This window comes from Paenibacillus sp. NPDC056579 (assembly GCF_042793215.1).
Lineage (GTDB): Bacteria > Bacillota > Bacilli > Paenibacillales > NBRC-103111 > Paenibacillus_S.
Genome location: NZ_JBHTVD010000015.1, coordinates 38,386 through 60,798, shown reverse-complemented (window position 1 = coordinate 60,798; position 22,413 = coordinate 38,386). Strand labels below are relative to the sequence as shown.

The 22,413-nt window shown below is 50.3% G+C and carries 25 protein-coding genes and 1 riboswitch; of the genes, 16 read left to right on the top strand and 9 right to left on the bottom strand.

Annotated features, from left to right (window positions below; genetic code table 11):
- Positions 1-107 precede the first annotated feature (107 nt).
- Both ACFQ88_RS35250 and ACFQ88_RS35245 read right to left on the bottom strand, forming a co-directional pair.
- Positions 108-311, bottom strand: a complete 204-nt coding sequence (locus ACFQ88_RS35250; protein ID WP_239628365.1) for a type II toxin-antitoxin system antitoxin — start codon at positions 309-311, stop codon at positions 108-110.
- 15 nt (positions 312-326) lie between these two features.
- Positions 327-1,172 carry an SPFH domain-containing protein gene (locus tag ACFQ88_RS35245; protein ID WP_239628363.1) on the bottom strand — a complete coding sequence of 282 codons (846 nt, stop codon included), beginning with the start codon at positions 1,170-1,172 and terminating at the stop codon, positions 327-329.
- A 187-nt stretch (positions 1,173-1,359) separates the two neighbouring features.
- Between ACFQ88_RS35245 and ACFQ88_RS35240 the strand changes: the two genes are divergently transcribed.
- The 4 genes from ACFQ88_RS35240 (at position 1,360) to ACFQ88_RS35225 (ending at position 4,769) form a co-directional block, all read left to right on the top strand.
- On the top strand, positions 1,360-1,704 hold the full coding sequence (locus ACFQ88_RS35240) for a thioredoxin family protein (RefSeq protein ID WP_239628361.1): 345 nt from the start codon (positions 1,360-1,362) through the stop codon (positions 1,702-1,704).
- 242 nt (positions 1,705-1,946) lie between these two features.
- A complete protein-coding gene (locus ACFQ88_RS35235) occupies positions 1,947-2,861 on the top strand; it encodes a COX15/CtaA family protein (protein ID WP_239628359.1) in 915 nt (304 codons plus the stop codon).
- A gap of 260 nt (positions 2,862-3,121) precedes the next feature.
- Complete coding sequence (locus ACFQ88_RS35230) at positions 3,122-3,862, top strand: Cthe_2314 family HEPN domain-containing protein (RefSeq protein WP_239628357.1); 741 nt, start codon at positions 3,122-3,124, stop codon at positions 3,860-3,862.
- A 97-nt stretch (positions 3,863-3,959) separates the two neighbouring features.
- On the top strand, positions 3,960-4,769 hold the full coding sequence (locus ACFQ88_RS35225) for an SDR family oxidoreductase (RefSeq protein WP_379462043.1): 810 nt from the start codon (positions 3,960-3,962) through the stop codon (positions 4,767-4,769).
- A gap of 120 nt (positions 4,770-4,889) precedes the next feature.
- Here ACFQ88_RS35225 and ACFQ88_RS35220 read toward each other — a convergent pair whose 3' ends face one another.
- Entirely contained in the window at positions 4,890-5,135 is a 246-nt protein-coding gene (locus tag ACFQ88_RS35220) for a NifU family protein (RefSeq protein ID WP_239628353.1), read from the bottom strand.
- Between the two features lie 79 nt (positions 5,136-5,214).
- On the opposite strand from ACFQ88_RS35220, the gene ACFQ88_RS35215 reads away from it, so the two are divergent.
- The gene (locus ACFQ88_RS35215; protein ID WP_239628352.1) at positions 5,215-5,469 is read left to right on the top strand and encodes a YuzB family protein; all 255 of its coding nucleotides are present in this window, start codon (positions 5,215-5,217) and stop codon (positions 5,467-5,469) included.
- Here ACFQ88_RS35215 and ACFQ88_RS35210 read toward each other — a convergent pair whose 3' ends face one another.
- Both ACFQ88_RS35210 and mqnE read right to left on the bottom strand, forming a co-directional pair.
- Complete coding sequence (locus ACFQ88_RS35210; RefSeq protein WP_239635527.1) at positions 5,470-6,531, bottom strand: NAD(P)/FAD-dependent oxidoreductase; 1,062 nt, start codon at positions 6,529-6,531, stop codon at positions 5,470-5,472. It abuts the gene before it with no gap.
- 54 nt (positions 6,532-6,585) lie between these two features.
- Positions 6,586-7,686, bottom strand: coding sequence for an aminofutalosine synthase MqnE (gene mqnE / locus ACFQ88_RS35205; RefSeq protein ID WP_239628351.1), 1,101 nt, complete (start codon positions 7,684-7,686; stop codon positions 6,586-6,588).
- A gap of 494 nt (positions 7,687-8,180) precedes the next feature.
- Here mqnE and erpA point away from each other — a divergent pair, with 494 nt between their 5' ends.
- From erpA to sda, 3 genes are all read left to right on the top strand, one after another.
- On the top strand, positions 8,181-8,603 hold the full coding sequence (erpA, locus tag ACFQ88_RS35200) for an iron-sulfur cluster insertion protein ErpA (protein ID WP_379462040.1): 423 nt from the start codon (positions 8,181-8,183) through the stop codon (positions 8,601-8,603).
- 476 nt (positions 8,604-9,079) lie between these two features.
- Positions 9,080-9,370, top strand: coding sequence for a hypothetical protein (locus tag ACFQ88_RS35195; protein ID WP_239628349.1), 291 nt, complete (start codon positions 9,080-9,082; stop codon positions 9,368-9,370).
- A 263-nt stretch (positions 9,371-9,633) separates the two neighbouring features.
- Entirely contained in the window at positions 9,634-9,786 is a 153-nt protein-coding gene (sda, locus tag ACFQ88_RS35190) for a sporulation histidine kinase inhibitor Sda (RefSeq protein ID WP_239628348.1), read from the top strand.
- A gap of 89 nt (positions 9,787-9,875) precedes the next feature.
- Here sda and ACFQ88_RS35185 read toward each other — a convergent pair whose 3' ends face one another.
- Positions 9,876-10,862: an NAD(P)/FAD-dependent oxidoreductase gene (locus ACFQ88_RS35185; protein WP_379462037.1), complete on the bottom strand. Its 987-nt coding sequence runs from the start codon at positions 10,860-10,862 to the stop codon at positions 9,876-9,878.
- 414 nt (positions 10,863-11,276) lie between these two features.
- On the opposite strand from ACFQ88_RS35185, the gene ACFQ88_RS35180 reads away from it, so the two are divergent.
- A complete protein-coding gene (locus tag ACFQ88_RS35180) occupies positions 11,277-12,467 on the top strand; it encodes an NAD(P)/FAD-dependent oxidoreductase (RefSeq protein ID WP_239628346.1) in 1,191 nt (396 codons plus the stop codon).
- Positions 12,468-12,471: 4 nt separating this feature from the next.
- Positions 12,472-12,735 (top strand): hypothetical protein, encoded by a 264-nt coding sequence (locus ACFQ88_RS35175; RefSeq protein WP_379462035.1) that lies wholly within the window; start codon positions 12,472-12,474, stop codon positions 12,733-12,735.
- 107 nt (positions 12,736-12,842) lie between these two features.
- Here the strand turns inward: ACFQ88_RS35175 and hemQ are convergent, their stop codons facing one another.
- Positions 12,843-13,589: a hydrogen peroxide-dependent heme synthase gene (hemQ, locus tag ACFQ88_RS35170; RefSeq protein ID WP_379462033.1), complete on the bottom strand. Its 747-nt coding sequence runs from the start codon at positions 13,587-13,589 to the stop codon at positions 12,843-12,845.
- Between the two features lie 219 nt (positions 13,590-13,808).
- Here hemQ and ACFQ88_RS35165 point away from each other — a divergent pair, with 219 nt between their 5' ends.
- The 4 genes from ACFQ88_RS35165 (at position 13,809) to dnaI (ending at position 16,975) form a co-directional block, all read left to right on the top strand.
- A complete protein-coding gene (locus ACFQ88_RS35165) occupies positions 13,809-14,093 on the top strand; it encodes a YuiB family protein (protein WP_239628340.1) in 285 nt (94 codons plus the stop codon).
- A gap of 53 nt (positions 14,094-14,146) precedes the next feature.
- Positions 14,147-14,344 carry a YwbE family protein gene (locus ACFQ88_RS35160; protein ID WP_379462030.1) on the top strand — a complete coding sequence of 66 codons (198 nt, stop codon included), beginning with the start codon at positions 14,147-14,149 and terminating at the stop codon, positions 14,342-14,344.
- A 147-nt stretch (positions 14,345-14,491) separates the two neighbouring features.
- On the top strand, positions 14,492-16,000 hold the full coding sequence (locus tag ACFQ88_RS35155) for a replication initiation and membrane attachment family protein (RefSeq protein ID WP_379462028.1): 1,509 nt from the start codon (positions 14,492-14,494) through the stop codon (positions 15,998-16,000).
- Positions 16,001-16,024: 24 nt separating this feature from the next.
- Positions 16,025-16,975 carry a primosomal protein DnaI gene (gene dnaI / locus ACFQ88_RS35150; RefSeq protein ID WP_379462026.1) on the top strand — a complete coding sequence of 317 codons (951 nt, stop codon included), beginning with the start codon at positions 16,025-16,027 and terminating at the stop codon, positions 16,973-16,975.
- A gap of 252 nt (positions 16,976-17,227) precedes the next feature.
- On the opposite strand, the gene ACFQ88_RS35145 is transcribed toward dnaI, so the two are convergent.
- Positions 17,228-17,374 (bottom strand): YqzM family protein, encoded by a 147-nt coding sequence (locus ACFQ88_RS35145; RefSeq protein WP_239628334.1) that lies wholly within the window; start codon positions 17,372-17,374, stop codon positions 17,228-17,230.
- Between the two features lie 246 nt (positions 17,375-17,620).
- On the opposite strand from ACFQ88_RS35145, the gene trxA reads away from it, so the two are divergent.
- Positions 17,621-17,938, top strand: a complete 318-nt coding sequence (gene trxA, locus ACFQ88_RS35140) for a thioredoxin (RefSeq protein ID WP_079909707.1) — start codon at positions 17,621-17,623, stop codon at positions 17,936-17,938.
- Between the two features lie 183 nt (positions 17,939-18,121).
- Positions 18,122-20,110 carry an excinuclease ABC subunit UvrC gene (uvrC, locus tag ACFQ88_RS35135; RefSeq protein ID WP_379462023.1) on the top strand — a complete coding sequence of 663 codons (1,989 nt, stop codon included), beginning with the start codon at positions 18,122-18,124 and terminating at the stop codon, positions 20,108-20,110.
- Positions 20,111-20,307: 197 nt separating this feature from the next.
- Here uvrC and ACFQ88_RS35130 read toward each other — a convergent pair whose 3' ends face one another.
- Positions 20,308-21,960: a CPBP family intramembrane glutamic endopeptidase gene (locus ACFQ88_RS35130; RefSeq protein WP_379462021.1), complete on the bottom strand. Its 1,653-nt coding sequence runs from the start codon at positions 21,958-21,960 to the stop codon at positions 20,308-20,310.
- Positions 21,961-22,217: 257 nt separating this feature from the next.
- Positions 22,218-22,363: riboswitch (cyclic di-AMP (ydaO/yuaA leader) on the top strand.
- Positions 22,364-22,413 lie beyond the last annotated feature (50 nt).

The window sequence follows — 22,413 nt, the reverse complement described above, 5'->3', positions numbered from 1 at the left end:
ACAGATATTTTGCATCGATAACTTGAAATACTAAAAAGAATAGAAAAAAGCCTGATTCCGCCGGATCAGGCTTTTTTCTATTGCAAAGAATAAGAACCTCCGCCCGCTCAAGCCTCGGGGGGCTCGGACTCTTCCGGGGGCGATGATGCCAAAGGACGCGGGCCAGCTAGTCTTCCGGCCCGGGATGCCGCCTCGCGCAGCAGAAACTCGATATGCCCGTTAACGCTTCGGAACTCGTCCTGGGCCCATCGCTCGAGTGCCTCATATAGCTTGGGATCGAGCCGGAGGGCGAAGTTTTTCTTGGATGCCATAAAGAGAGGGGCAGTCTAATAAAGACTGCCGGTGTTAATTACAGGGTTGGCGGAACGATCGGATACGATTGCGACCAACAAGTTATTGATCATCGCCGCTTTGCGCTCTTCGTCGAGCTCGATGACGCCTTCTTGCTGAAGCTGGGAGATGGCCAGCTGCACCATACCTACCGCACCTTCCACAATTTTGGAGCGGGCGGAGATGATCGCGGTAGCTTGCTGACGCTGCAGCATGGCGCTGGCGATCTCTGTCGAGTAAGCCAGGTGGGTCAGACGGGCTTCCAGCACCTCAACGCCTGCGACCGATAAGCGCTCCTGCAGCTCGGTGCTGAGCTCTTGGGCAATTTCCTCCGAGTTGCCGCGCAGCGAGTACCCGTTATTGTTCTCGAACACATCATAAGGGTACTTGTTCGCAACATGCCTTAGAGCTGTTTCGCTCTGAATTTCGACGAACTGCTCGTATTTGTCCACATCGAAGGTCGCTTTCGCGGAGTCTACGACCTTGAATACGATGACTGCGGCAATTTCAATAGGATTCCCTTCGACGTCGTTTACTTTCAGCTTGGCGCTGTTGAAGTTGCGCACTCTCAAAGACACTTTGCTGCGTGTGGAGAAAGGAACGGTCAGCCACATCCCGGCTTCACGAATCGTTCCGACATAGCGTCCGAAGAACGTCACGATGTAGCCTTGATTCGGTTGAACGATCGTGATACCGGATATAAGAGCAGAAGCGACAATCAACAGAATGACGCCCAGTACGATGCTCTCTTGGATCAAGAGCAGTACGCCGGCACCCGTAAAAATAAAGAAGAGCAATAACCCGATAAATCCGTTTAACACCCATGCCTTATGTTCTTTCATAATACAACACTCCTTTTGTGATTGGGATTAGCAATCATTTGAATATCGATTTGATATTTTTATGATATCACTTTTAGAAATAATTGTAAAGTAGCAGCATTTCCCAATTGGAATAAGGGCGGGTTGACAGGGCGGATGCGGCATGCTATAAGTGGTGTAATACTAAGCTAAAGGCGGTGCACATCTAATGGAACAAGTAAAATCCGAACAAGTATTTGAAGAGAAAATCGCATCGGCAAAGCCGACGGTAGCCGTGTTTAAAACGACTTGGTGCAAAGACTGCCATTTTATCGATCCTTTCATGCCGGAAGTGGTTGAAGCGTATAAAGACCGTTTGAACTTTATTCAGCTGGACCGCGACGAAGTGCCTGATTTGTGCGAGAAGCTGAACATTCTTGGCATTCCTAGCTTTATCGCGTTCCGTGAAGGCAAAGAGCTGATCCGCTTTGTAAGCAAGCTGCGCAAAACAAGAGACGAGATCGAGCAATTTCTGGATCGTTCTCTCGAGGTTGCCGACGCGCTGCAGAAATAAGCCGTTTCCAAGCACCAAAAGACCATTCTGTTCGGAGCTATCCGGATGGAATGGTCTTTTTTTATCCCCTTACAGGATGCGCAGCGGCCTGGCGGGAATGGACATCGTTCGTTCATTCTTGTTTCAACGGTTTGTAACAATTCCGCATGGATTTGGTCTAGTTTTATGGCTATAATGATACATGAGCGTTAACATTTGTCTCATTTTGTCGAGACTTACTATACAGTAAGGGAGCTCATCGCATGAATACGCAAAAATGGTTGAAGTGGTCCTCCTTTGCCAGCATGTACGGCATGCTGTTAATCTTGATCATGGGCGCTCTTGTGACGAAGACGGAATCGGGTCGGGGCTGCGGTGACGATTGGCCGTTATGTAACGGCAAGTTCGTTCCTGCTTATACGATCGAATCTATTATTGAATACAGCCACCGGTTTGTGACGGGTATTGTCGGAATGATTTTGCTGGTAACGACGATACTGGTATTCATGTACAGCCGCAGAAAAGATGCCAAATGGTTCGTGTCTCTCGCCATGGTGTTTACGATTTTACAAGCGATTCTGGGAGCTATTGCCGTCATTTGGCCGCAATCCTCCGCCACGCTGGCGCTGCATTTCGGCATTTCGCTGATTGCCTTCGCTCTGACGCTGCTGCTGGCCCTGGTCTATACGCGGTATGGCACCGTGTTTACAGGGAAAAAGGGAACGATGACCGCAGGTATTCAATGGGGCGTATGGCTGATCGCCATTTATTGCTATGTTGTAGTATATTTAGGCGCCTTCGTAAGGCATACGGAGTCGTCCGGCGGATGCATAGGCTGGCCATTGTGTAACGGTCAGGTCATCCCGGAGCTGTCGGGCGCTACGCTGATCGTGTTCGTCCACCGTCTCGGAGCGATTCTGCTGTTCGTATTTATTGCCTGGTTCTTCTTGGCCGTGAGAGCGCGGATGAATTCGACGGATAACACCTATCAGGCTTCCAAGTGGGCACTTATATTAGTTGTACTGCAAATATTGAGCGGCGGCTTCGTCACGCTATCGATGGGTTACGATTGGTATTTGCTGGCAAGCATGCTTCATACGATATTGATCTCCTGTTTATTCGGAATTATATGTTATCTATGCGTGTTGACGCTTCAGGCCGGCAAGAAGACCGCTTAATGAAAAAGAGGCTTACGCAAGCTTGGACGGCTGCGTAAGCTTTTTTGCATATATAGAAGTGATAACCGGGTCACCCTGCAAAGTATCTGATTGACTTCGAAGCAAAGCTCCGCTTTGTGGGGTTATTGGCCGCCGGAAGCGGCTATGCCTTTTAATGGGACGGGCTGCCTCGTATCACAGCCGCAGGAAGGGCGCATACTACCATTTATTACCGATGAACGGGATAGCCTGAGATCTATACAGAGGGGAAGGGGATTCACATGCTTAGGGGGTTGTTTAACGAGCCGCGCCGCAAGGACCAGGGGGCTTTGAAGGAGGCCAACGATTCGATCCGACAATACATCCAGCTGCTGGGCTCGCTGCCGGTTAAGGAGCGCAATCAGCAGGAGCGCCGCTATATGATATGGAGCGGAAGCTTGTTCCGGTCGCTGGATGAGTTTGAGCAGAGCCACTATGCTGCGGTCCGGTTTGGAAGCCGGGTCCGAAGCAGGTACCTGGACGAGATGAGCGAAGAGGAGCAGGACGACTATCATCGCCACTTGTATTTTTACAACAATGCCATCATTCGGTTGTTCGCTATTCTGGATAAGCTCGGCCAATTCATGAACGAGCGGTTCCGGCTCAAAACCGAGGAGATCAAATCGCGGTTCTCCTATTTCACCGTGCTAAGGAATATGCATCAAAACCGGCTGTACATAGAGCTGGAAGAACAGCTGTACGGCTTGAAGGTCAAATATAAAGAGCCTGTAGAACGGCTTCGAACGCAGCGCAATCTGGAAATTCATACGATCAGCGCGGATTTGCTGGATGATTTATTGAAAGCAGCGGAGGCCAAGCAGGAGTATGACGAGCGGATCAAGACGGAGGACGTAGAGCAGCATTTGCAGGATTTGGCCAAAGGCTGTGAAATGACGTATCAAGCCGTTAACTTCGTATTTACCTATATCTTCAAGCTGTCTCAATCTTCGGGAAGATATCCGGCGGTTGTAACGGAAAGTTGAATCGGCTCCACGCATCCTCTATACTTGAATGAGGCGGTCCGGTACTTGCCGGAGCCGCAATGTGAGTTTAAGCTTAAGGAGAATTCAGGGGGCGGGCATGATCGAACAACGCAAAGTTGCACTCATAACGGGAAGCGCCAAGGGCTTAGGTAAAATGACAGCGCTTCTGCTCGCCGATTCCGGCTGCGATATCATAATCAATTACGTTCATAGCGAGAAAGAAGCGCTTCAGTTACAAGATCAAATCCGGAGTAAAGGCGTTCGCTGTCTCGCCATCCAGGGCGACGTCGCCCTGCAGGAGCAGATGAGCGAGCTTGTCGCTCAGGCGGTACAAGAGCTCGGGAGCATCGATATATTGATTAACAATGCCGGGCCGTTCGTAAGGGAACGCCGGCTGTTCGGGCAATACGAGCCGCAGGAAATCGACTATTTGATGAACGGCAACTTGCTCGGCGTCATGCAGCTGGATCACCTTGTGCTGCCGCACATGAGACGGAAGCGCTGGGGGCGTATCGTTCATTTCGGCTTCGGTCATGCGGCGGAAGCAAGGGGATGGCCTCATCGAGCCGTTTATGCGGCAGCCAAGGTCGGTCTCGTATCCTTCACGAAGACGCTGGCGGTGGAGGAAGCGCCGAACGGCATTACCGTCAACATGATCTGTCCCGGCGACATTCGGGGGGCGAATAAGGAGAAGACGATAGCGGAAGTGGAGCACGAGCAGGATCAGGAGTCGCCGCGGGGGCGTCCCGGTGCGGGCGAAGATATTGCCAGAGTCATCGCCTTCCTGTGCGAGGAGCGCTCGGACTTCATCACCGGCAACATCATGGATGTCTCCGGCGGTCTGGACCCGATCCGCGCCATTATCGGACCATCGTCTGCCGTATCCGCATCGAACCGCACCAGCTGATAGGGGGGCGAATATTCCCTTTTGCGGACAAAGAAGAAGACCCTGCTGCAAAGGAAGGATAACCGTTCCGCTGCAGAGGGCCTTTTCTATCGCTTTTTTCCAACGTAGGAAAAGAAGGAATTAGAACACTTGGACAACCTCTTGTACGCCTTCCACTTCTTCGAGAAGGGCGCGTTCAATACCGGCTTTCAGTGTAATGGTCGAGCTTGGGCAGCTGCCGCAAGCACCCACCAGCTTCAATTTAACGATGCCGTCCTCGACATCAACAAGCTCTACGTCACCGCCGTCACGCTGCAGGAACGGGCGAAGCTTATCTAAAACCTCCAGTACTTCATCGTACATGGTGCTTTGTGCGTTTTCACTCATTTCAATCATCTCCTTTCTACCTTATATTATATTACATCGGGATCAAAAATAAAATGGTTAACAAGGGGGTTGCCTAGCCATGAGACCCATCATTGAATTTTGTACGAACAATATGCATCACGGTACCGATAAATTAATGAAAAAGCTCGAAGCGAATCCGGATTACGACGTGATCGAATATGGCTGTCTCGGCAATTGCGGGGAATGCTACATGTTCCCTTATGCGCTAGTCAATGGAGAGATCGTAGCGGCAGCCACGGCGGAAGAGCTCGAAAAGCAAGTGGAGCATAAAATAAAAGAGATCGAAGCGATGTTCGATCTCCTGGGTGAATAATTAGCCGAAATGGCGCTTCGACATCCAGAGCACGCCGCTCTTGATGGCCCGCGGCACCATACCTGTAACCGGGCGTTTGCCGAGCAAGGCAAAGCCCGATTTTTTACCGAGCGATCCCAAAACCCCTTTGAGCTTGATTTTGCCGAGCCGAGGGGTTTCGTTCTTCCAGATGGCTCTTAAGACTTCCGCTACCTGCTTGCCTTGACCCTGTGCCGCCTGGGCACTAGGAGAGAATGGAAGCGAGGCGCAGTCGCCGATGACGAACACTTCCGGGTATTCTTCTATTTGATGGTACTCGTTAATGATGAGTCGGCCTTGATTATCTTTGGGAAGCTGCAGCTGCTGCACGATCGGACTTGGTTGGATTCCCGCCGTCCATATAGTGACGTCGGTGTAAATAAGCTCCTGCTGATTGTGCAGGATACCGTTCTCGAGACGCGTAAGACAAACATGCGATCTCATTTCAATGTCATGCTCGAGCATCCAGTCGCGAACGAACGACTGAAGCTTGCCGGGGAATGCGGACATTACGCTTGCACCGCGGTCGAGAATGCGGATGTTCAGATCGGAACGGCTCTCCCGCAGCTCAGCCGCGACTTCAACGCCGCTCAAGCCACCGCCGACGATGGTCACTTGACCGTACGGCGCAATGTCATTGACCTTCTGATACGTTTTCCGCGTGGAGGAGAGCGTCTGAATGCTTTCGGCATACTGATCGGCGCCTTCGATCTGATGAAACTTATCGACGCAGCCGAGGCCGAGCGCAAGCCAGTCGTAGGACAACGGCTCATCGTTTTGAAACAGAATCAGCTTGTTTTCCAAATCCACGCCGGTGACTTCACCGTATTTCAGAATAAGACGAGGGTCTACAGGGAATTGTACCCTAATGTCCTGATCGGATACCGTTCCTGCCGCAAGAGCGTAATATTCCGTTTTCAGACCTTGATACGGCATCCGGTCTACAAGCACAAGCACCGTGTCCGACGGCAATTCTTTTTCCAACAGCTCGGTAGCTACAGTCAATCCGCCGTAGCCGCCACCCAAAATAACCATTTTCTTCATCATGAACTAACCCTTTCTTTTGTAAAAACATCTATGCAGTAGAGACAGTGGCAATTAGTACACTTTAATTTCATTGTAGAATGTATCGCGTTCAACAGGGATCCGGCCGGCGCCTTTTACAAGCCATACCAGCTCGTCGCGTGTCAAGCCTTCCGGAGAAAGCGCGCCTGCGGCGTGGCTGATCCGTTCTTTGACAATGGTTCCGTGAACGTCGGAGGCTCCGAACGTGAGAGCAATTTGCGTCAGCTGTGTGCCGAGGTTGATGAAATAAGCTTTAATATGCTGGATGTTATCCACCATCAGACGGCTTATGGCGATCGTCTTGAGATCGTCGAATGCCGCTACACGGCGTTTGATGCCTGCATTGACGCTGGCCGGCTGTACGGCGTTAGGAATGAATACCATGAAGCCGTTCGTATCGTCCTGAAGCTCGCGCAGCTGAATCATATGCTGGATGCGTTCCTCAATCGTTTCGATGGAGCCGTAGAGCATCGTTGCATGCGTTTTGAGGCCGAGCTCATGGGCTTCCCGCTGCACCTGCAGCCATTGGTCGGTGGTCGCCTTGCCGACGCCCATTTTTTTGCGGTAACGCTCGGACAAAATTTCGGCGCCGCCGCCGGTAAGAGTAGCTAGTCCGGCATCCATTAATGTTTTCAGAACCTCTTTATAGCTTAACCCACTGATGCGGGAATAAAACTCAATTTCTGCTGCCGTATGCGCCTTGATGGTAACTTGCGGATACCGCTCCTTCAGCTTGCGGATACAGTCGACATAATATTCGAACGGCACGTGAGGGTTATGCCCTTGAGCAATATGAAATTCCCGCATGTCCGGGTGAATGTGCTCATCGATAAATTCGTACATTTCCTCCGGGCTGAGCGTGTAAGCACCTTCTTCGCCTTCGTCGCGGCGGAAATGACAGAATGCACAGTGAGCTTCACACACGTTCGTGAAATAAAGACTCATATTATCGATAAAGTACACTTTCTTCCCGTTTTTGCGCAAATTGACTTCATTCGCTAATTGACCAATGGTTAACAAATCGTCCGATTGGTACAGGAAAACTCCATCCTCCAGGGACAGCCGCTCCCCATGCTTTACTTTTTCTGCGATTTCCGCCATTCTTTGATCGGGATTACTGATTACGATGCTCATAAAGCCACCTCCATATTAATAGTAGTTGTATAAATAACAAATCACGTGCTCGGCACGTAAGAAACCAGCTGATCCAGTGCAGTGAAGTGTGTCCGTGCCATGCAAAAGCTCATGAAAAATACCGGCTTGCCGCGCTTCCGGTTATCGTCATCCTTCGGGATGAGCTGTATCCATTTCACTTGTGAAAGGTTGCACATGGATACACGGTTCGCTGCGAAAAGTAAGCCGAATCGGTAAACAATACAATCTATTATAAACCTCATGATGTGGACGGGCAATACATAACTCGACAAAATGAATTTCTCAGCCTTATAAAGGAAGTTTAATGATGGGGAATGAACAGGAAAAAGTCAGCACGGTAGATAGAAGTCCTTGAGGAGAATCCTTATAAGGAGTATACTATAGAAGAAGAAGCTTTATGTTGATCTGTCCCAGGATGTCATTACTTATGTAGTGCATCTATCGGGTTCATGATTTCCATATAGCGGCAATCGATGATTTGCCACAGTTCCCATGTGGATCACACTCGCAAGGAGGTAGGAACAATGATTAAAATTAGCGAAACGGCTAGCGATAAAATTAAAGAACTGTTGGAAAGCGAAGGTACGCCGAACCTTTTTCTCCGTCTTGGCGTCAAGGCGGGAGGCTGCAGCGGTTTTTCATATGGAATGGGCTTTGACGATCAAGAGAAGGATGATGACCAATCGTTCGAGCTGAACGGCCTGAAGGTCGTAGTGGACGGAGACAGCGCCAAATATTTGTACGGCGTGGAAATCGACTTCAAGGAAGCGGGTATGGGCGGTGGCTTCACCATCAATAACCCGAACGCGGTTGCTTCCTGCGGTTGCGGCTCCTCGTTCAAAGTGAAGGACGAAGAGGGCGCGCCGGAGAAGTGCGACGATAAGGTCGAGGCTTAATAGAGATTCAAGGCTAGTAGAAAAGCACCCTTTGTGGGTGCTTTTTTTGGGAAGTCGGGAAGTAGCGCAATGCACAGAGTAGAACAAGAGAGGAATGGGTGTGGGGTGGAGGAACGGTAGCGTCCGCATTTAAAGTTCGTGTTCCTACCGCGGCAAGCCTACCATTCAAAGGAACATGATTTCAATAGCGGCCGGAATTCCACACCCAATTCCCTCCCACTAACAAACGTATATTGTAAACCAAGGACCTGGCCGAAGGCCGGTTTTTTTATTTTACATGGAAGCCGCCCTAATCGTTACCAAGAGACGATAAGTTCCAACATGAAACGAGCTTATTCCTAGCAAAATTTATTATTTCTGGCAGCAAATTTCGAGGGTCTTTTCAAAGCCGTTCCTATATAATGCAAATAATCGCTTTATTGCGTTCGAAAAATAGCAATCTATTATATGAAACCAACAAGAATAGGATGATGCGCATGACTTATATTAATCACGTTCACTATGCCAATATGCAGGGCAACGTTTATTGCTGCTTGCGCAATAAAATTGTTCCTCTCAACGAATCTCAGATAAAAGATTATTGTCAAGGTTGCACGATGTTCAGGGGCGGGGAAGCGGGCAAAAGCGTCCAGTGCTACTGGAATGACGTTCGGGATGTTCAGGACCCGCACGAAGTGTACGAGCCTCAGATGGAGTTCAAAAGCATGCAAAAACGAAAATTTTTGCTCGAGCCGCAAAACGAACGCAATAAAAGCGCGCTTGCCTAAATGCAAGCGAAAAAAACAGACTGTTCTTTCCGATAAGGAAAGGCTGTCTGTTTTTCTTTTTGATTATTTTTTTTTATCACTGAACGGTTGGGGAAACTGTGTATAACCTTGTCCACATTATCCACCCCATAATCATACATAATTTTACACTTATTAACAACATACGCACAGCTTATACACAATTTCATGTGGATAACGGAACGCTTGTTCTAATTTTTGGGACGTGTTAATATAATTTTACATTAAAGAAGTAAGGTGATTGTATGAGATTGATGAGCAATGAAATTTTAGTCGATTCGTACTTCAAGGCATTAAACCTGAAACTGGATGAGGAATTTCTCGAATTGCTGCTGGCAGAGATAAAGCGACGCAAGTTAAACTTAGAATATTATAGAGGCGAGGTTCAGGTCAGCTGACCTGCCTCTTTTTTTTGCCCTTTTTGCATAGAAAAAAGCGCCTCGCGCTCCGACAAGAAACGGGAACGAAGCGCCGTGCAGCGGATACGCTACAGCTTCATGCTGCTGCTGTGTCCAGGGGACAGCTTCGCATTCGGATCGATATACACCTTCGCGTTGTTGATAGCGGTAGGCGCTTCGCCGAATCCGACGGCGATCAGCTTCAGCTTGCCCGGATACGTCGTAATGTCGCCGGCTGCGAAAATGCCGGGAATGCTCGTTTCCATGCGGGAGTCAACGACGATCGAGCCGTTGTCGATCTCAAAGCCCCACTCCGCGATAGGACCGAGCGAAGAGATGAAGCCGAAGTTGACGATGACGGCATCGACATCGAGGTCGAACGACTCGCCTGTTTTGCAATCGGCCAACGTCGCTTTGGTGATAACATCATCGCCGTGCAGCGCAGTAATTTCTTTTGGCGTCAGCACCTGCACATTGGAGTTCATCAGGTTCTCAACACTGTGCTCGTGCGCGCGGAACTTGTCTCTGCGGTGGATGAGCGTGACTTTCTCTGCGATAGGCTCAAGCATGAGCGCCCAGTCAACTGCGGAGTCGCCGCCGCCGCTGATAAGCACCTTTTGGCCTGCGAACTTGTTCAGATCGCTGACGAAATAATGCAGGTTTTTCTTCTCGTACCTCGCCGCTTCCGGCAGCTCCAGACGTCTTGGCTCGAATGCGCCGACGCCGCCGGTAATGATCACGGCTTTGGAATAATGAACGCCTTTATCGGTCGTTACCTCGAACAAGCGCTCGTCTTTCTTGACGACCTTAAGCACTTTTTCTTCGAGGCAGATGTCAATAGGAAAATGCTTCATTTGCTTATCCAATTGGTTAATCAGCTCTTGAGCCGTTACTTTTGGAAAGCCGGCAACATCGTAAATGTGCTTTTCCGGATACAGAGCAGCCAGTTGACCGCCCAGCTGGGGCATGCTTTCGATAATTTTGACCGATGCCTGACGCATCCCGCCGTAAAAAGCGGCAAACATGCCGGCTGGACCGCCGCCTACGATAACAATATCAACCGTTTCATTTTGCATTCCTAAAACACACCTCCGAGGCTTAATTCATTCGCATTATATTATAAAAAAAGTTGGAAAGAAAGAGAAACATTCTCAATTAGGATGAGTATAAAAGGGTAGACATAGCAAGGCCGCTTTTTCCAAATAGGGATAACGACTCGGTACAAAAGAACTGCTTCCGAATGCCGTGCCCGGCCTCCGTTTTTTGGATATTTTTGAATGAAAATAATGCTTGCTATTTGACAATATACATTATATTATGTCTTGAGAACTGGTTAAAAACTGGATTGTTTTCGCACGTTCACTTATAATTTGAATTTTCTTAGTCAAGACTGAGAATTACAAATTTCCGACTTACTTTGTGTAATTTTTCACAATCAATTTTGTTAGATCATACAATACAGAAAATAACGTGATGGAAGGGATTAAACCATGAGTCGAATACCAAGAATAGTCATTTTGGGAGCAGGTTATGGCGGCATTGTAACGGCTATTCGCTTGCAGAAGGAATTGAATTATAACGAAGCGGACGTTACGCTCGTGAACAAACATGACTACCACTACATTACGACCCATCTGCACATGCCAGCGGCAGGAACGGATAATCCGGAGAACGCACGGGTAAATATTTTGAAGCTGATCGACGAGTTCAAAATCGATTTCGTGAAATCGACAGTCGTCCAAATCCGCCCGCAAGAGAAGAAGGTCATCCTGGAGGAAGGAACGCTATCCTATGACTATCTGGTAGTAGGCCTGGGCGGCGAGCCGGAAACGTTCGGCATTCCGGGACTGAAGGAATATGCTTTGAGCATCCGCAGCATCAACAGCGTACGTTTCATCCGCGAACATATCGAGTATCAATTCGCCAAATTCAAACGGGAGCCTTCCCGTACCGACTATCTCACCTTCGTAGTGGGCGGAGCCGGATTTACAGGCATCGAGTTCGTCGGCGAGCTGGCTGACCGCATTCCGCAGCTGTGCAAGGAGTACGACGTAGATCCATCGCTCGTAAAAATTTATAACATTGAAGCAGCACCTACCGCATTGCCGGGCTTCGATCCCGAGCTTGTCGAATATGCGATGAAGGTTCTTGAAAATAAAGGCGTTACGTTCAAAATCGCTACGGCGATCAAGGAATGCTCTCCTGAGGGCGTCCTGCTTGCTACCGGCGAAGAGATCAAATCGACAACAGTCGTATGGACCGGCGGTATTCGCGGCAACCATATGCTGGATGAAGCCGGCTTCGAAACGATGCGCGGCCGGATCAAGGTCGACGAGAAGCTTCGCGCTCCGGGGCACGATAACATCTACATCCTTGGCGATTGCTCCATTGTCATGAGTCCGGAAGGACGTCCATACCCGCCGACGGCGCAAATCTCGATGCAGCAAGCGGATGTGTGCGCGCATAACCTGGTTGCTTCCATCCGTGGCGAGCAGCTGAAAAACTTCGTCTACCAGAGCAAAGGAACGGTTGCATCCCTTGGCCGCGGTGAGGCTATCGGCATCGTCGGCTCCCGCAAGATCAAAGGCGGCGCAGCAGCGGTGATGAAAAAAATCGTCGATATGCGTTACTTGTATATTATAGGCGGCATCCCGCTCGTGCTGAAGAAAGGCCGGTTCTAAGCTTATGCGCCACTGCAGCGTACAAGTACGCGGATTGTTGACACGTGAAGAGCTGGACCGCTACAATGCACTGATGGACGTCGGCCATTATTTGGAATCCCAGACGCGCTACGACCTGGTCTATACGGTGCAAAAGGAAATCGATATTCTGATCTTGCCTGCGATCGAGCGTCTGAAAGAGAAGTCGCGTCAGCGCGACCGCGATACGGAAGCGTATTTGGCGCAAAAAAACGCCGGGCTCCTCGAAGACGAGGATGACGACGAATAATAGAATGACAGCCCTGCGGTGACGACCGCGGGGCTTTTTAGCTTTTATAACGTGAAAAGCAAAAAGACCTTCGACCGCATGGGGTCAAAGGTCTCCAAGAAGCCGGATTACAGCTTCAGCATAGCTTCCATCTTGCTGCGGTCGAGCAGATTGCCGACATAGAAATCGCCAAACTCGCCGAAGCGGGCGCTGGTCTCGTCAAAGCGCATTTCGTGGACGATTTTCTTGAATTGCAGAGCATCGTCCGCGAACAGCGTAACGCCCCATTCCCAGTCATCGAGGCCGATGGACCCGGAAATAATTTGTTTGATCTTGCCGGCATAATTACGGCCGATCATTCCGTGGGAACGCATGAAGTTGCGGCGCTCTTCGGTAGACAGCATGTACCAGTTATCGTTGCCTTCGCGGCGCTTGTTCATCGGATAGAAGCAGACGTGCTTCGCTTTCGGCAGGATCGGCTTCAGACGGGCTAAGATGTCAGGATCCTGCATCGGATCGACGCCCGGCTTGGCCATATAGCCGCCTAGCTCGACAATCGACACATAAGAGTATGTAGGAATGGTTACTTGCGCAAACAGCGATTTATTGAACGCGGTTTCCAGCTCGTTCAGCTCTTCCAGCGTTTCACGCAGATGCATGAACATAAAGTCCGCTTTTTGCCCTACGATCGAATAGAACGCCGTGCTGCCCAGCTTCTGATCTTCGGTGCTTTGATATTGGGCCAGCAAGCTGTACAGCTCGTCCTCGGCACGGTTTCTTTCCTGCTGCGTCAAGCTTTTCCAGGCAGTCCAGTCGATGGCGCGGAAGTCGTGCAGCACGTACCAGCCTTCCAATGTGTTAACCACTTCGCTCATGGGATACACTCCTTTATTTAGACATTCAATATATATTCTATTAACTTGTTTCATTGTATCGAAATCGATCTGAAAGGGCAAATTGGCTAGAACCGTTTTTGACTTAATTCAGAGAAATGCCATACGTGAAGTTCAAGAAGCGTTCACTTTACCCGGGAGACTTTTTTATATAAAATAAACATAAGTGTATCTGAAGTTTGCATAAAGGAGTTGGCTGAATTGCTGCAGCTGATTATTGTTACGGTGCTGCTGTTCGTGTTGTTTTTCGGGCTCGGATTTATATTGAACATGCTTATGAAAACGACCTGGTTTCCTATCTATGGATATATCGCCCTCGTTATTGGTCTGGTCATTTACTGGGGATGGGAGACAGGTTCGCTTGCCTCCAACCTTTCGGAATATTCCATTGCCGATTACATTCCCGCTATCGGGGGCTTAATCGGCGCCATTCTTAGCGGCTCGACGATTAAATCGCTTCGGGACAAAGGCTTCAAAATGTTCTAGGCCGAGCATCGACGGAGAATCTACCTCTTGGATAAGAAAGCGAGTGTACTGCAATGAACGGACAGCTGCGTAAAGACGTCATTCCCGGGAGAAGGGTCCAGGTCGTGCAAAAGCAGGATCAGCGGACGGGCAAGCTCACCGAAGGGATCGTCAAAGACATATTGACCAATTCGGCCAGCCATCCTCACGGGATCAAGGTGAGACTCACGGATGGAACCGTAGGAAGAGTGAAGGAAATCATTGCAGAGTAAGAGAGGAAAGCATGGAAGCCGGTACGGACGGTGACCATGTTTTTTCTTTTCGCTCTGGAGGTATTTTCATTTGATTTTCATGCCCTGGGTGTCGATTTATGTGGTAAAATGAAGGCTACTAGTTAAGATATAGATGGGATTGAGTTAATGCGGATTACGAATATGCTTCATTTTTCGGAATATCACCGCTATTATGTCGTGCGGGATTTTTCGTTAAGCAGTATGGATTTGAAAATGTTATCGACCATATACCAGCCTATGATCGGGGCTTACGCGATCAGTCTTTACCATACATTATACCAGCAGCTGCCTGCCGACAAAGTAGGCAGTTCTTTGATGGAGCAGCAGCGCAAGCTGTTTCTCTCCCTGGAGCTGGAGGGCGGCGAGCGGGGACGCAAATGGTTTATCGAGCAAACCTCGAAGCTGGAGGCGATCGGTCTGCTCAAAACGTGCCGCCGGTTCGTCGAGGCGTCGGACGATTATGTCTACGAATATACGCTGTACGCTCCGCTGCCGCCGGAAGAATTCTTCAAAAACCAGCATTTGATCCTGCTCCTGCGGGATAAGGTAGGCAAGTATATGGTTTTCTCGCTGAGAGACGAGCTGATATCGGCGGAGCACGAGGAGCTGCGGGAGGCTAATTCGGAAAACTTGTCCGTACCTTTCTATGAGCTGTTCCGCTTGAATACGCAAGTTGTTGACTACGAGCTGGAGGAGGCCCTGTTCGATGCGGCGGGTACTAAGCAGGATCAATCCAGGCCGGAAGTGGTTATCAAAGGGTTTCAATATTCGGATATTATTATGCACTTCCCCCGGGAATCGGGAAATCGGGCGTATGTAGAACGATTGAAGTACGAGCCGGAGCAAATGGCCCAAATCAACTTCGTGGCGAAGAAATACGGCTTGTATTTGACCGACATGTGCCGCCTGCTCGATGAAGACGGCGTGTTCGATCCGAACGGCGAGATCGCCCTGGAGCTGCTGCAGCATAAGGCTAACTCGATGTTCCGCCAGGACAAGAAGCGGAGCGAGGAGAGAGCGCGGTATTTGGCCCGAGTCGAGCAAGGACGAGGGGCTGCGTCCGAAGCGGCTGTTTCCAAGGAAGCTGCAGTGGAAAAAGCGGTCGAGATGGAATTTTATCTCGGGGTGCCGGATATTTTTCAAGGAGAATGCAACCAGCATCAATACAATTTTATATTGCGCAACGAGCCTTACACGTTCTTGCTGGAGAAAATTTTCTCCAAAGGAACGGTCCCTGACGGGCTGCTCGATACGCTCGCCAAGGTTGACTTGAACTACGGCTTAAGTGATGAAGTGATTAATGTTCTTATTCATTATTTATATGTGAACAAACGCTCTTGGTCGAGAGCTTCGATTGAATTCAGCGTTACGGATATGCTGGCCAAACAGGTCGGCACGTACGAGGAAGCCGTGCAGTATATTCGCGAGCAGTCCAAGTACAAGGATGCCAAATCATCGCCTCGAGGCGGCAGGACGGGGGCAAGCTCCGCAAGCAGTCAACGCGGCGGAACGAGAGGCAAGGCGAAGCCTCAGCTGCCTGTAGTGGAGGACAAGCCGGCAGCGGCAAGCCAGCGGACGGCCGAGGAGCGCGAGGCGATGCGCCGCAGAGCGCAAATGCTCGACGGCAAAATCTAAGACGGGGGAGGGTGGCCATAACCTATGGAATCGCTTGGTGAAGTGTTAAGATCTTTGCCTAACCCGAAATACAGGAAGCAGGCGGAACAAAAAATCCAGCAAATATTGGCCGATCCGTTAGTACAAAAGCTTCGCGCCAAATATCCGATGCTGGATGACCATACGATCAAAATCAATATGAACCGGTTATATCAATATGTAACCGAATATAAGAGCTGTTCCCAATGCCCGGGGCTCGACAAGTGCCCTAACGATTTTACAGGGCATTACACGATGATTACCGTCGAAGGGACCGAAGGCGACGCCCGGCTGTACGACCATAAAGTATCCTGCAAGAAGTTTCTCGCCGAGCAGGCGCAAAGTACGATTCGCAGCCGGATTCGCAGCTTTTATGTGGACGAGCGCGCGCTGTCGGAAGGGTATTCGTCCACTGAAATTTTCGATAAGGACCCGGCTCGCGAGGAAGCGGTCGACAAGCTGATCAGCTATATTTTGCAGACGAAGCAGGAAGGGCTGCAGAAGCAAGGGTTGTATCTGGCAGGCCCTTTGGGAACCGGCAAGACGTTCCTGATGTGTTACCTGCTGCATGAGCTGGCCAAGAGCGGATATACGGGAGCGATCGTCTATATGCCTGATTTCGCCGAGGATCTGAAGGCGATGTTTCAGGATTCGGCGAAGCTGAAGGAAACGATCGACGTGCTGAAGGAGACCGATTTGCTTGTATTCGACGATATCGGAGCGGAGAATTTGAATCCGTGGCTGCGCGATCATGTGATGGGGGCCATTCTGAACTACAGAATGAACCGCAAGCCGACCTTTTTCACCTCGAATCATGATTTGTCGGCACTGGAGCAGCATTTCAGCTTTACAAGCAAGGACGGCGACGAGGAGTTCAAAGGCAAGCGGATTATGGACCGCATACGTCCGTTTGTTGATATGGTGATGGTGAACGGATATAACAAACGCGGGAAATAACGGAGCGCGTGACAACCCGATGGATGAGGCGTAAGCCTTGGCTGTCGGGTTTGTTTTGCGTTAACACTGGCACAAAGAGAAAACCCACCATCAAGGCTTCACTAGGATGTGTGAGCGCGTTTGAGGTAGGTTTTATCGCAATAGGAGGGATCTTCGCTGCGCCTATCGTTCTAGTGAGCTTAAAGCTTCCCTAAATATAAAAAAGCCTGCCCCGCAGCTTAAGCTGCTGGACAGACCTTTGGTAACGATACATTAGCGAGTCATGATTTGGATTACAGTTGCTACTACGCCCATCAACAGCATAACTCCGAAAAATGCTCCGAAGCCGATGGCAACATCCAAAAAGTCATTGGTCGGTTCTTCCATTACATGAAGTTCCGGGTGTTTAGGATCGTTCATACAGTAATATCCTCCTTAGGTGGTACACGGCATAGATCTAATTACGATCTAGTATACCCAACTTCCAAGATAAATGTAAAGCAGGGGAAAGTGACAATTATTCGACGATTTTGTTACATATTTCGAATTTGCCGATATGGTCTTTTGGAAACAGATGGACGACCCGCGCCGCGGTTGAAAAAGGGGGGCGTTGTGGTATACTTTACATGTTGACAACATTTTATCGGTTGAAGGGAGAAGGCTTAAATGGCTATCGTTAATGTAACGGACCAATCTTTCAAGAATGAAGTTGAAGGATCCGGTACGGTTCTTGTTGATTTCTGGGCGCCTTGGTGCGGACCTTGCAAAATGATCGCTCCGGTATTGGAAGAGCTTGATCAAGAATTGGGAGACAGCGTAAAAATCGCTAAAGTGAATGTGGATGACAATCCGGAATCCGCATCCCGTTTCGGCGTAATGAGCATTCCTACGCTGATCGTGTTCAAAGATGGACAGCCTGTTGACAAAGTGGTGGGCTTCCAATCCAAGGACGCTTTGAAAAACGTCGTTACCCGCAATCAATAAGATCGATTTCTACAAAAAACGGTTAATGAGAAAAAGCTCCTTTTCTGCTATGCTGAAAAAGGAGCTTTTTTTGCTGGACAGCTCCCCCAAAAGTAACAGGACTAAGCTTCGAAGCATGAATTTCACTTTTGGGGATTGTTCTTGGACAGAAATGGGATGGGGTCCCGGGAAGGAGTGATTCGGATGACGAAGCAGGACGGGGAGCAAGAACGCAAACGCAGAGCCGAGGCGATTCGCAACAAGCTGGCGCTGCTGCCCGAGAAGCCGGGCTGTTATTTGATGAAGAATAAAGACGACACGATTATTTACGTAGGAAAGGCGAAGGTGCTCCGCAACCGGGTGCGTTCTTATTTCACCGGCAGCCATAGCGCGAAGACGCAGGCGCTGGTCAACGAAATCGTGGATTTTGAATATATCGTAACGGCGAGCAATGTCGAGGCGCTTATTCTGGAATGTAATCTGATTAAGAAGCATCATCCCAGATATAACGTGCTGCTGAAGGACGACAAATCGTTCCCTTACATTAAAATAACGAACGAGAAGCATCCGCGGCTGGAAGTAACCCGCAAAGTGTACAAGGATAAAGGGAAATATTTCGGGCCGTATCCGAATGCGTTCGCCGCACAGCAGACGAAGAAGCTGCTGGACCGGCTGTACCCGCTGCGCAAGTGCAAGACGCTGCCGGATCGCGTCTGTCTGTACTTTCATCTCGGCCAATGCGTCGCGCCCTGTGAATACGAGGTGGCGACCGAGGAATACGACCGGATGGTGCAGGAGATTACGCGGTTCTTAAACGGCGGACATGACGAGATCAAGCAGGAATTGTCCCGCAAAATGACCGAAGCCGCCGAGGAGCTGAACTTTGAGAGAGCGAAGGAGCTGCGCGACCAGATCGTTCATATCGACGCGGTCATGGAGAAGCAGAAGATTACGACGATGGACGCCGTGGACCGCGACGTATTCGGCTATGCTGTGGATAAGGGCTGGATGTGCGTGCAAATCATGTACATGCGGCAGGGGAAGCTGATCGAGCGTCACGCTTCGTTATTCCCTTATTATGGAGAGGAATACGAGGACTTCATCTCCTTCGTTACCCAGTATTACAGCGACAATCCGGCGCTGCCGAAGGAGGTATTCCTGCCCGCGGAGCCGGAGCAGGAAACGGCGGAATCTTCCTCTGCGGAGCCGGTGGAGCAAGCCGCCGATGAAACGGCGGCAGAGGCTGCAACCAGAACGGACGTGAAGGACGCGCTGGAGAGCTGGCTGAAGGTCAAGGTGCATATTCCTCAGCGCGGCATGAAGAAGAATATGGTTCAGATGGCCTGCGACAATGCCGGCGTCAGCCTGGAGGAAAAGTTCCGGCTGATCGAACGGGATGAGCAGAGGACGGTAAAAGCCGTCGAAAATTTGGGCGAATGGCTGGGAACCGGTGTCATTCACCGGATCGAGGCATTCGATAACTCGAATATTCAGGGCTCCGACCCGGTATCCGCGATGGTCGTCTTCACCGACGGCAAGCCGGACCGCAAGGAATACCGCAAATACAAAATCCGCACGGTACAAGGCCCGGACGACTATGAAACGATGCGGGAAGTAGTGCGGCGCCGCTACGAGCGCGTGCTGAAAGAGAATCTTCCGCTGCCGGACCTCGTTGTCATAGACGGAGGCAAAGGGCAAATATCGGCGGCCGTCGATGTGCTTGAGAACGAGCTTGGGCTGTATATCCCGGTATGCGGCTTGGTCAAGGACGCGAAGCACAAAACGGCGCAGCTGATGATGGGGGATCCGCCCGAGGTGGTGCCGCTGCCGCGGGATAGCCAGGAGTTTTACCTGCTCCAGCGCATTCAGGAGGAGGTTCACCGTTTCGCGATTACGTTCCACCGCGAGACGAGAGCGAAGTCGATGGTGGTCTCGACGCTGGATTCGGTGCCGGGGATTGGAGAGAAGCGGCGCAAGGCGCTGCTGAAGCATTTCGGCTCGTTGAAGAAAATCAAGGAGGCCTCCGTCGAGGACTTCAAGCCGTTAGGCATCGGCGAGAAGCTGGCGAGACAAATTCTTCAATCGCTTAACGGCACCCCGGAGAGCGAAGCCGCAGCCGATGCGGATGTGGATGGAGAAGAACCGAATCAGGATGACCAGATGTCTCCGATTGAAGCGACGGAACCAATCTAAGCGAGCAAAAAGCATGCAGCCGAACCGGAAGGGGAGCGGGCACGACACGCCGTCCCCGAATCGGCGAATGCTGCAGAGAATCAAGTAAAAAGGCCGAAAGGTTATCAGGCAGATCGAGATTCAATCTGCAGGAGCACCTTTCGGCCTTTTTGACATGTATTGAGCCAAATCTCCACTTAGTGGGGAAATTTTGCACTTTATCCGTTCAATTCGGGGGAGACGATGCGCCGGCCGGGGCCGATCGTCCGGTGCAGCCATGCAACAGCCCAGCCGATAAGGGCGGGCAGTACGATGTAAAACAGGCCTACTGCCGTTATTGCCGTGCTGCCCAAATCGAGCAGCGACAATCCCATCAAGATGCTGTCCATAGCCGCATGGGCGAGCATGACGGTCAGGAAGCCGTATTTCAAGAAGGCGTAGCCGAAGATGATCCCAATAATCGTTACCTCGATAAAGCGTGTGTAAACGGGATAAATCGGGTACTGGGTATGGCTCAGCGCCCAGATCATGCTCGGGAGCAGCACCGCGGCGAACCGGTTGCGCGTCAGCTTCATGAAGAAGGCGATGCCGAACAGCCGGTATACAGCTTCCTCGGAAATCGCGGCAGCCCATGCCATCAGCGGGAAAAAGGCGGGCGCTGCCATGTTGAGCACCGAGTCGGACGGGTCATTGACCGCCCATACGTCGAAGTATTCTCCTGCAACAAAGAACAGGCTTTGCTGGATTCCGAGGATGAACAAGCATAGCAGGTAGCCTCTGCTCGTTGCGACAGCCATTTGATGGCCGAACGTGGCGTCCTTCCACACGGGCCATGTCACCCAACCTAACCGCTGCCACATGTAGCGGCCGGACAAGAAGGAAAAGTAGACGCTAACAGCCATCAACGCGATGAACACATTAAGGAACCACAGGTTGAACATCGCTTCCCATTGGGAAGGGCCTTCGGAATGCATCGTCCGGAAGGCAGGCACCATATTGAAGTTATTGCCGATATAAATGGCCAAGAATACAAAGGTCATAAACAGTCCGCGTCGGAACGTGATTTCTTTGCGGTATCGGATCACGATAATGAAGGCGGCTACAGCCATAATCAAGGAAACGCCCATACTGATGCGGGTCATGAAGGAAGCATTGTCATTTTGCTTCTCCTGCCACTCTGCGAAGGAAGCTGGGATGCTGAACGCGGGATGGAAGGAGACGACTTTGCCGCCGGCTACGGCGAGCTGCAATTGCAGAGTGGATTCTCCAATCTTCTTGTCGATGCTTTCATAGATGATTTCTGCGCCCCAAACTCCCTCGCTCCGACGGTCTTGAGGCGTTTGCTCTAGCCGGGTAAACTCGCCGATCGAGTAGCCTTGTTCTTTGATCGTCTGCTCGATCAAAGCCCGGGTATCGGCCGAGCCCGAAGCGACGGTCTGCTGCTTGGCCGACGGGGAGGTGTAGGCGTTCCATCCGAGAATATGCAAATTGGTGAAATTGACGTCAATGTAGTAGGTGGTTCGAGATGCGGGGTCATTGATCTCAACCTCGAAATAATCGATCGGATAGTCGGCAAACCGTTTCAAATAGTCGTCCAGCAGCTGCTCCTTTTGCAAATAGCCGCTTCGTTCCGTATGGGATTGAAACAGGGTGCTTGTACGATAATCGGGCGATAAGGAGAAGCGCTCCCGGACAAATCGAACGGCCGCCTCTGCCGCGGCCTGCTTCGTTACGGAGGGCTGCTGAGAGCCCAGATCGGGTTCATTCCTTGCATGCTGCAGCCATAGGGACCCCAGAGCTACCGATACGTATAACAAAATACCTATAAGGGCCAGCTTCAACAGGGAGGATTCGAAATAACGTTTCAGCATGGAATAACTCCTTGGATTGGAATGGATGCCGCTTAACAAAGGATACGGATATCAAGTTTATACATTGTATTCCATAAACTTAGCATACATGCCCACCGAAAATCCAATGATTAGAAGCGTTAGGACGGGCAAAACGGTGAAAAGCAGAGCGATAATAGGGTCCGCAGTAAATCCGCCAATGTTATATTCGAATAATTCGTCAATTTCGAGCAAAAGTGACTTTGTGCTTCCCGGGAAAGAGGATTATAATTCTTATCAATTGAATAAAGCCGAATTTCTTATTGAAAACGGGGGAACCATGTGTAGTAAGGGGTGAATTCGTTTCCACTTCAGTAGTGGTACGATAGGATACCTGTACATCCGAATCCGACAGCTAACCTCGTAGGCTTATGACAGGAACCTGTAGACATTGGGTTTCCCGTGTCTTTTTTTGTTGTCTGAAAATCATGATGA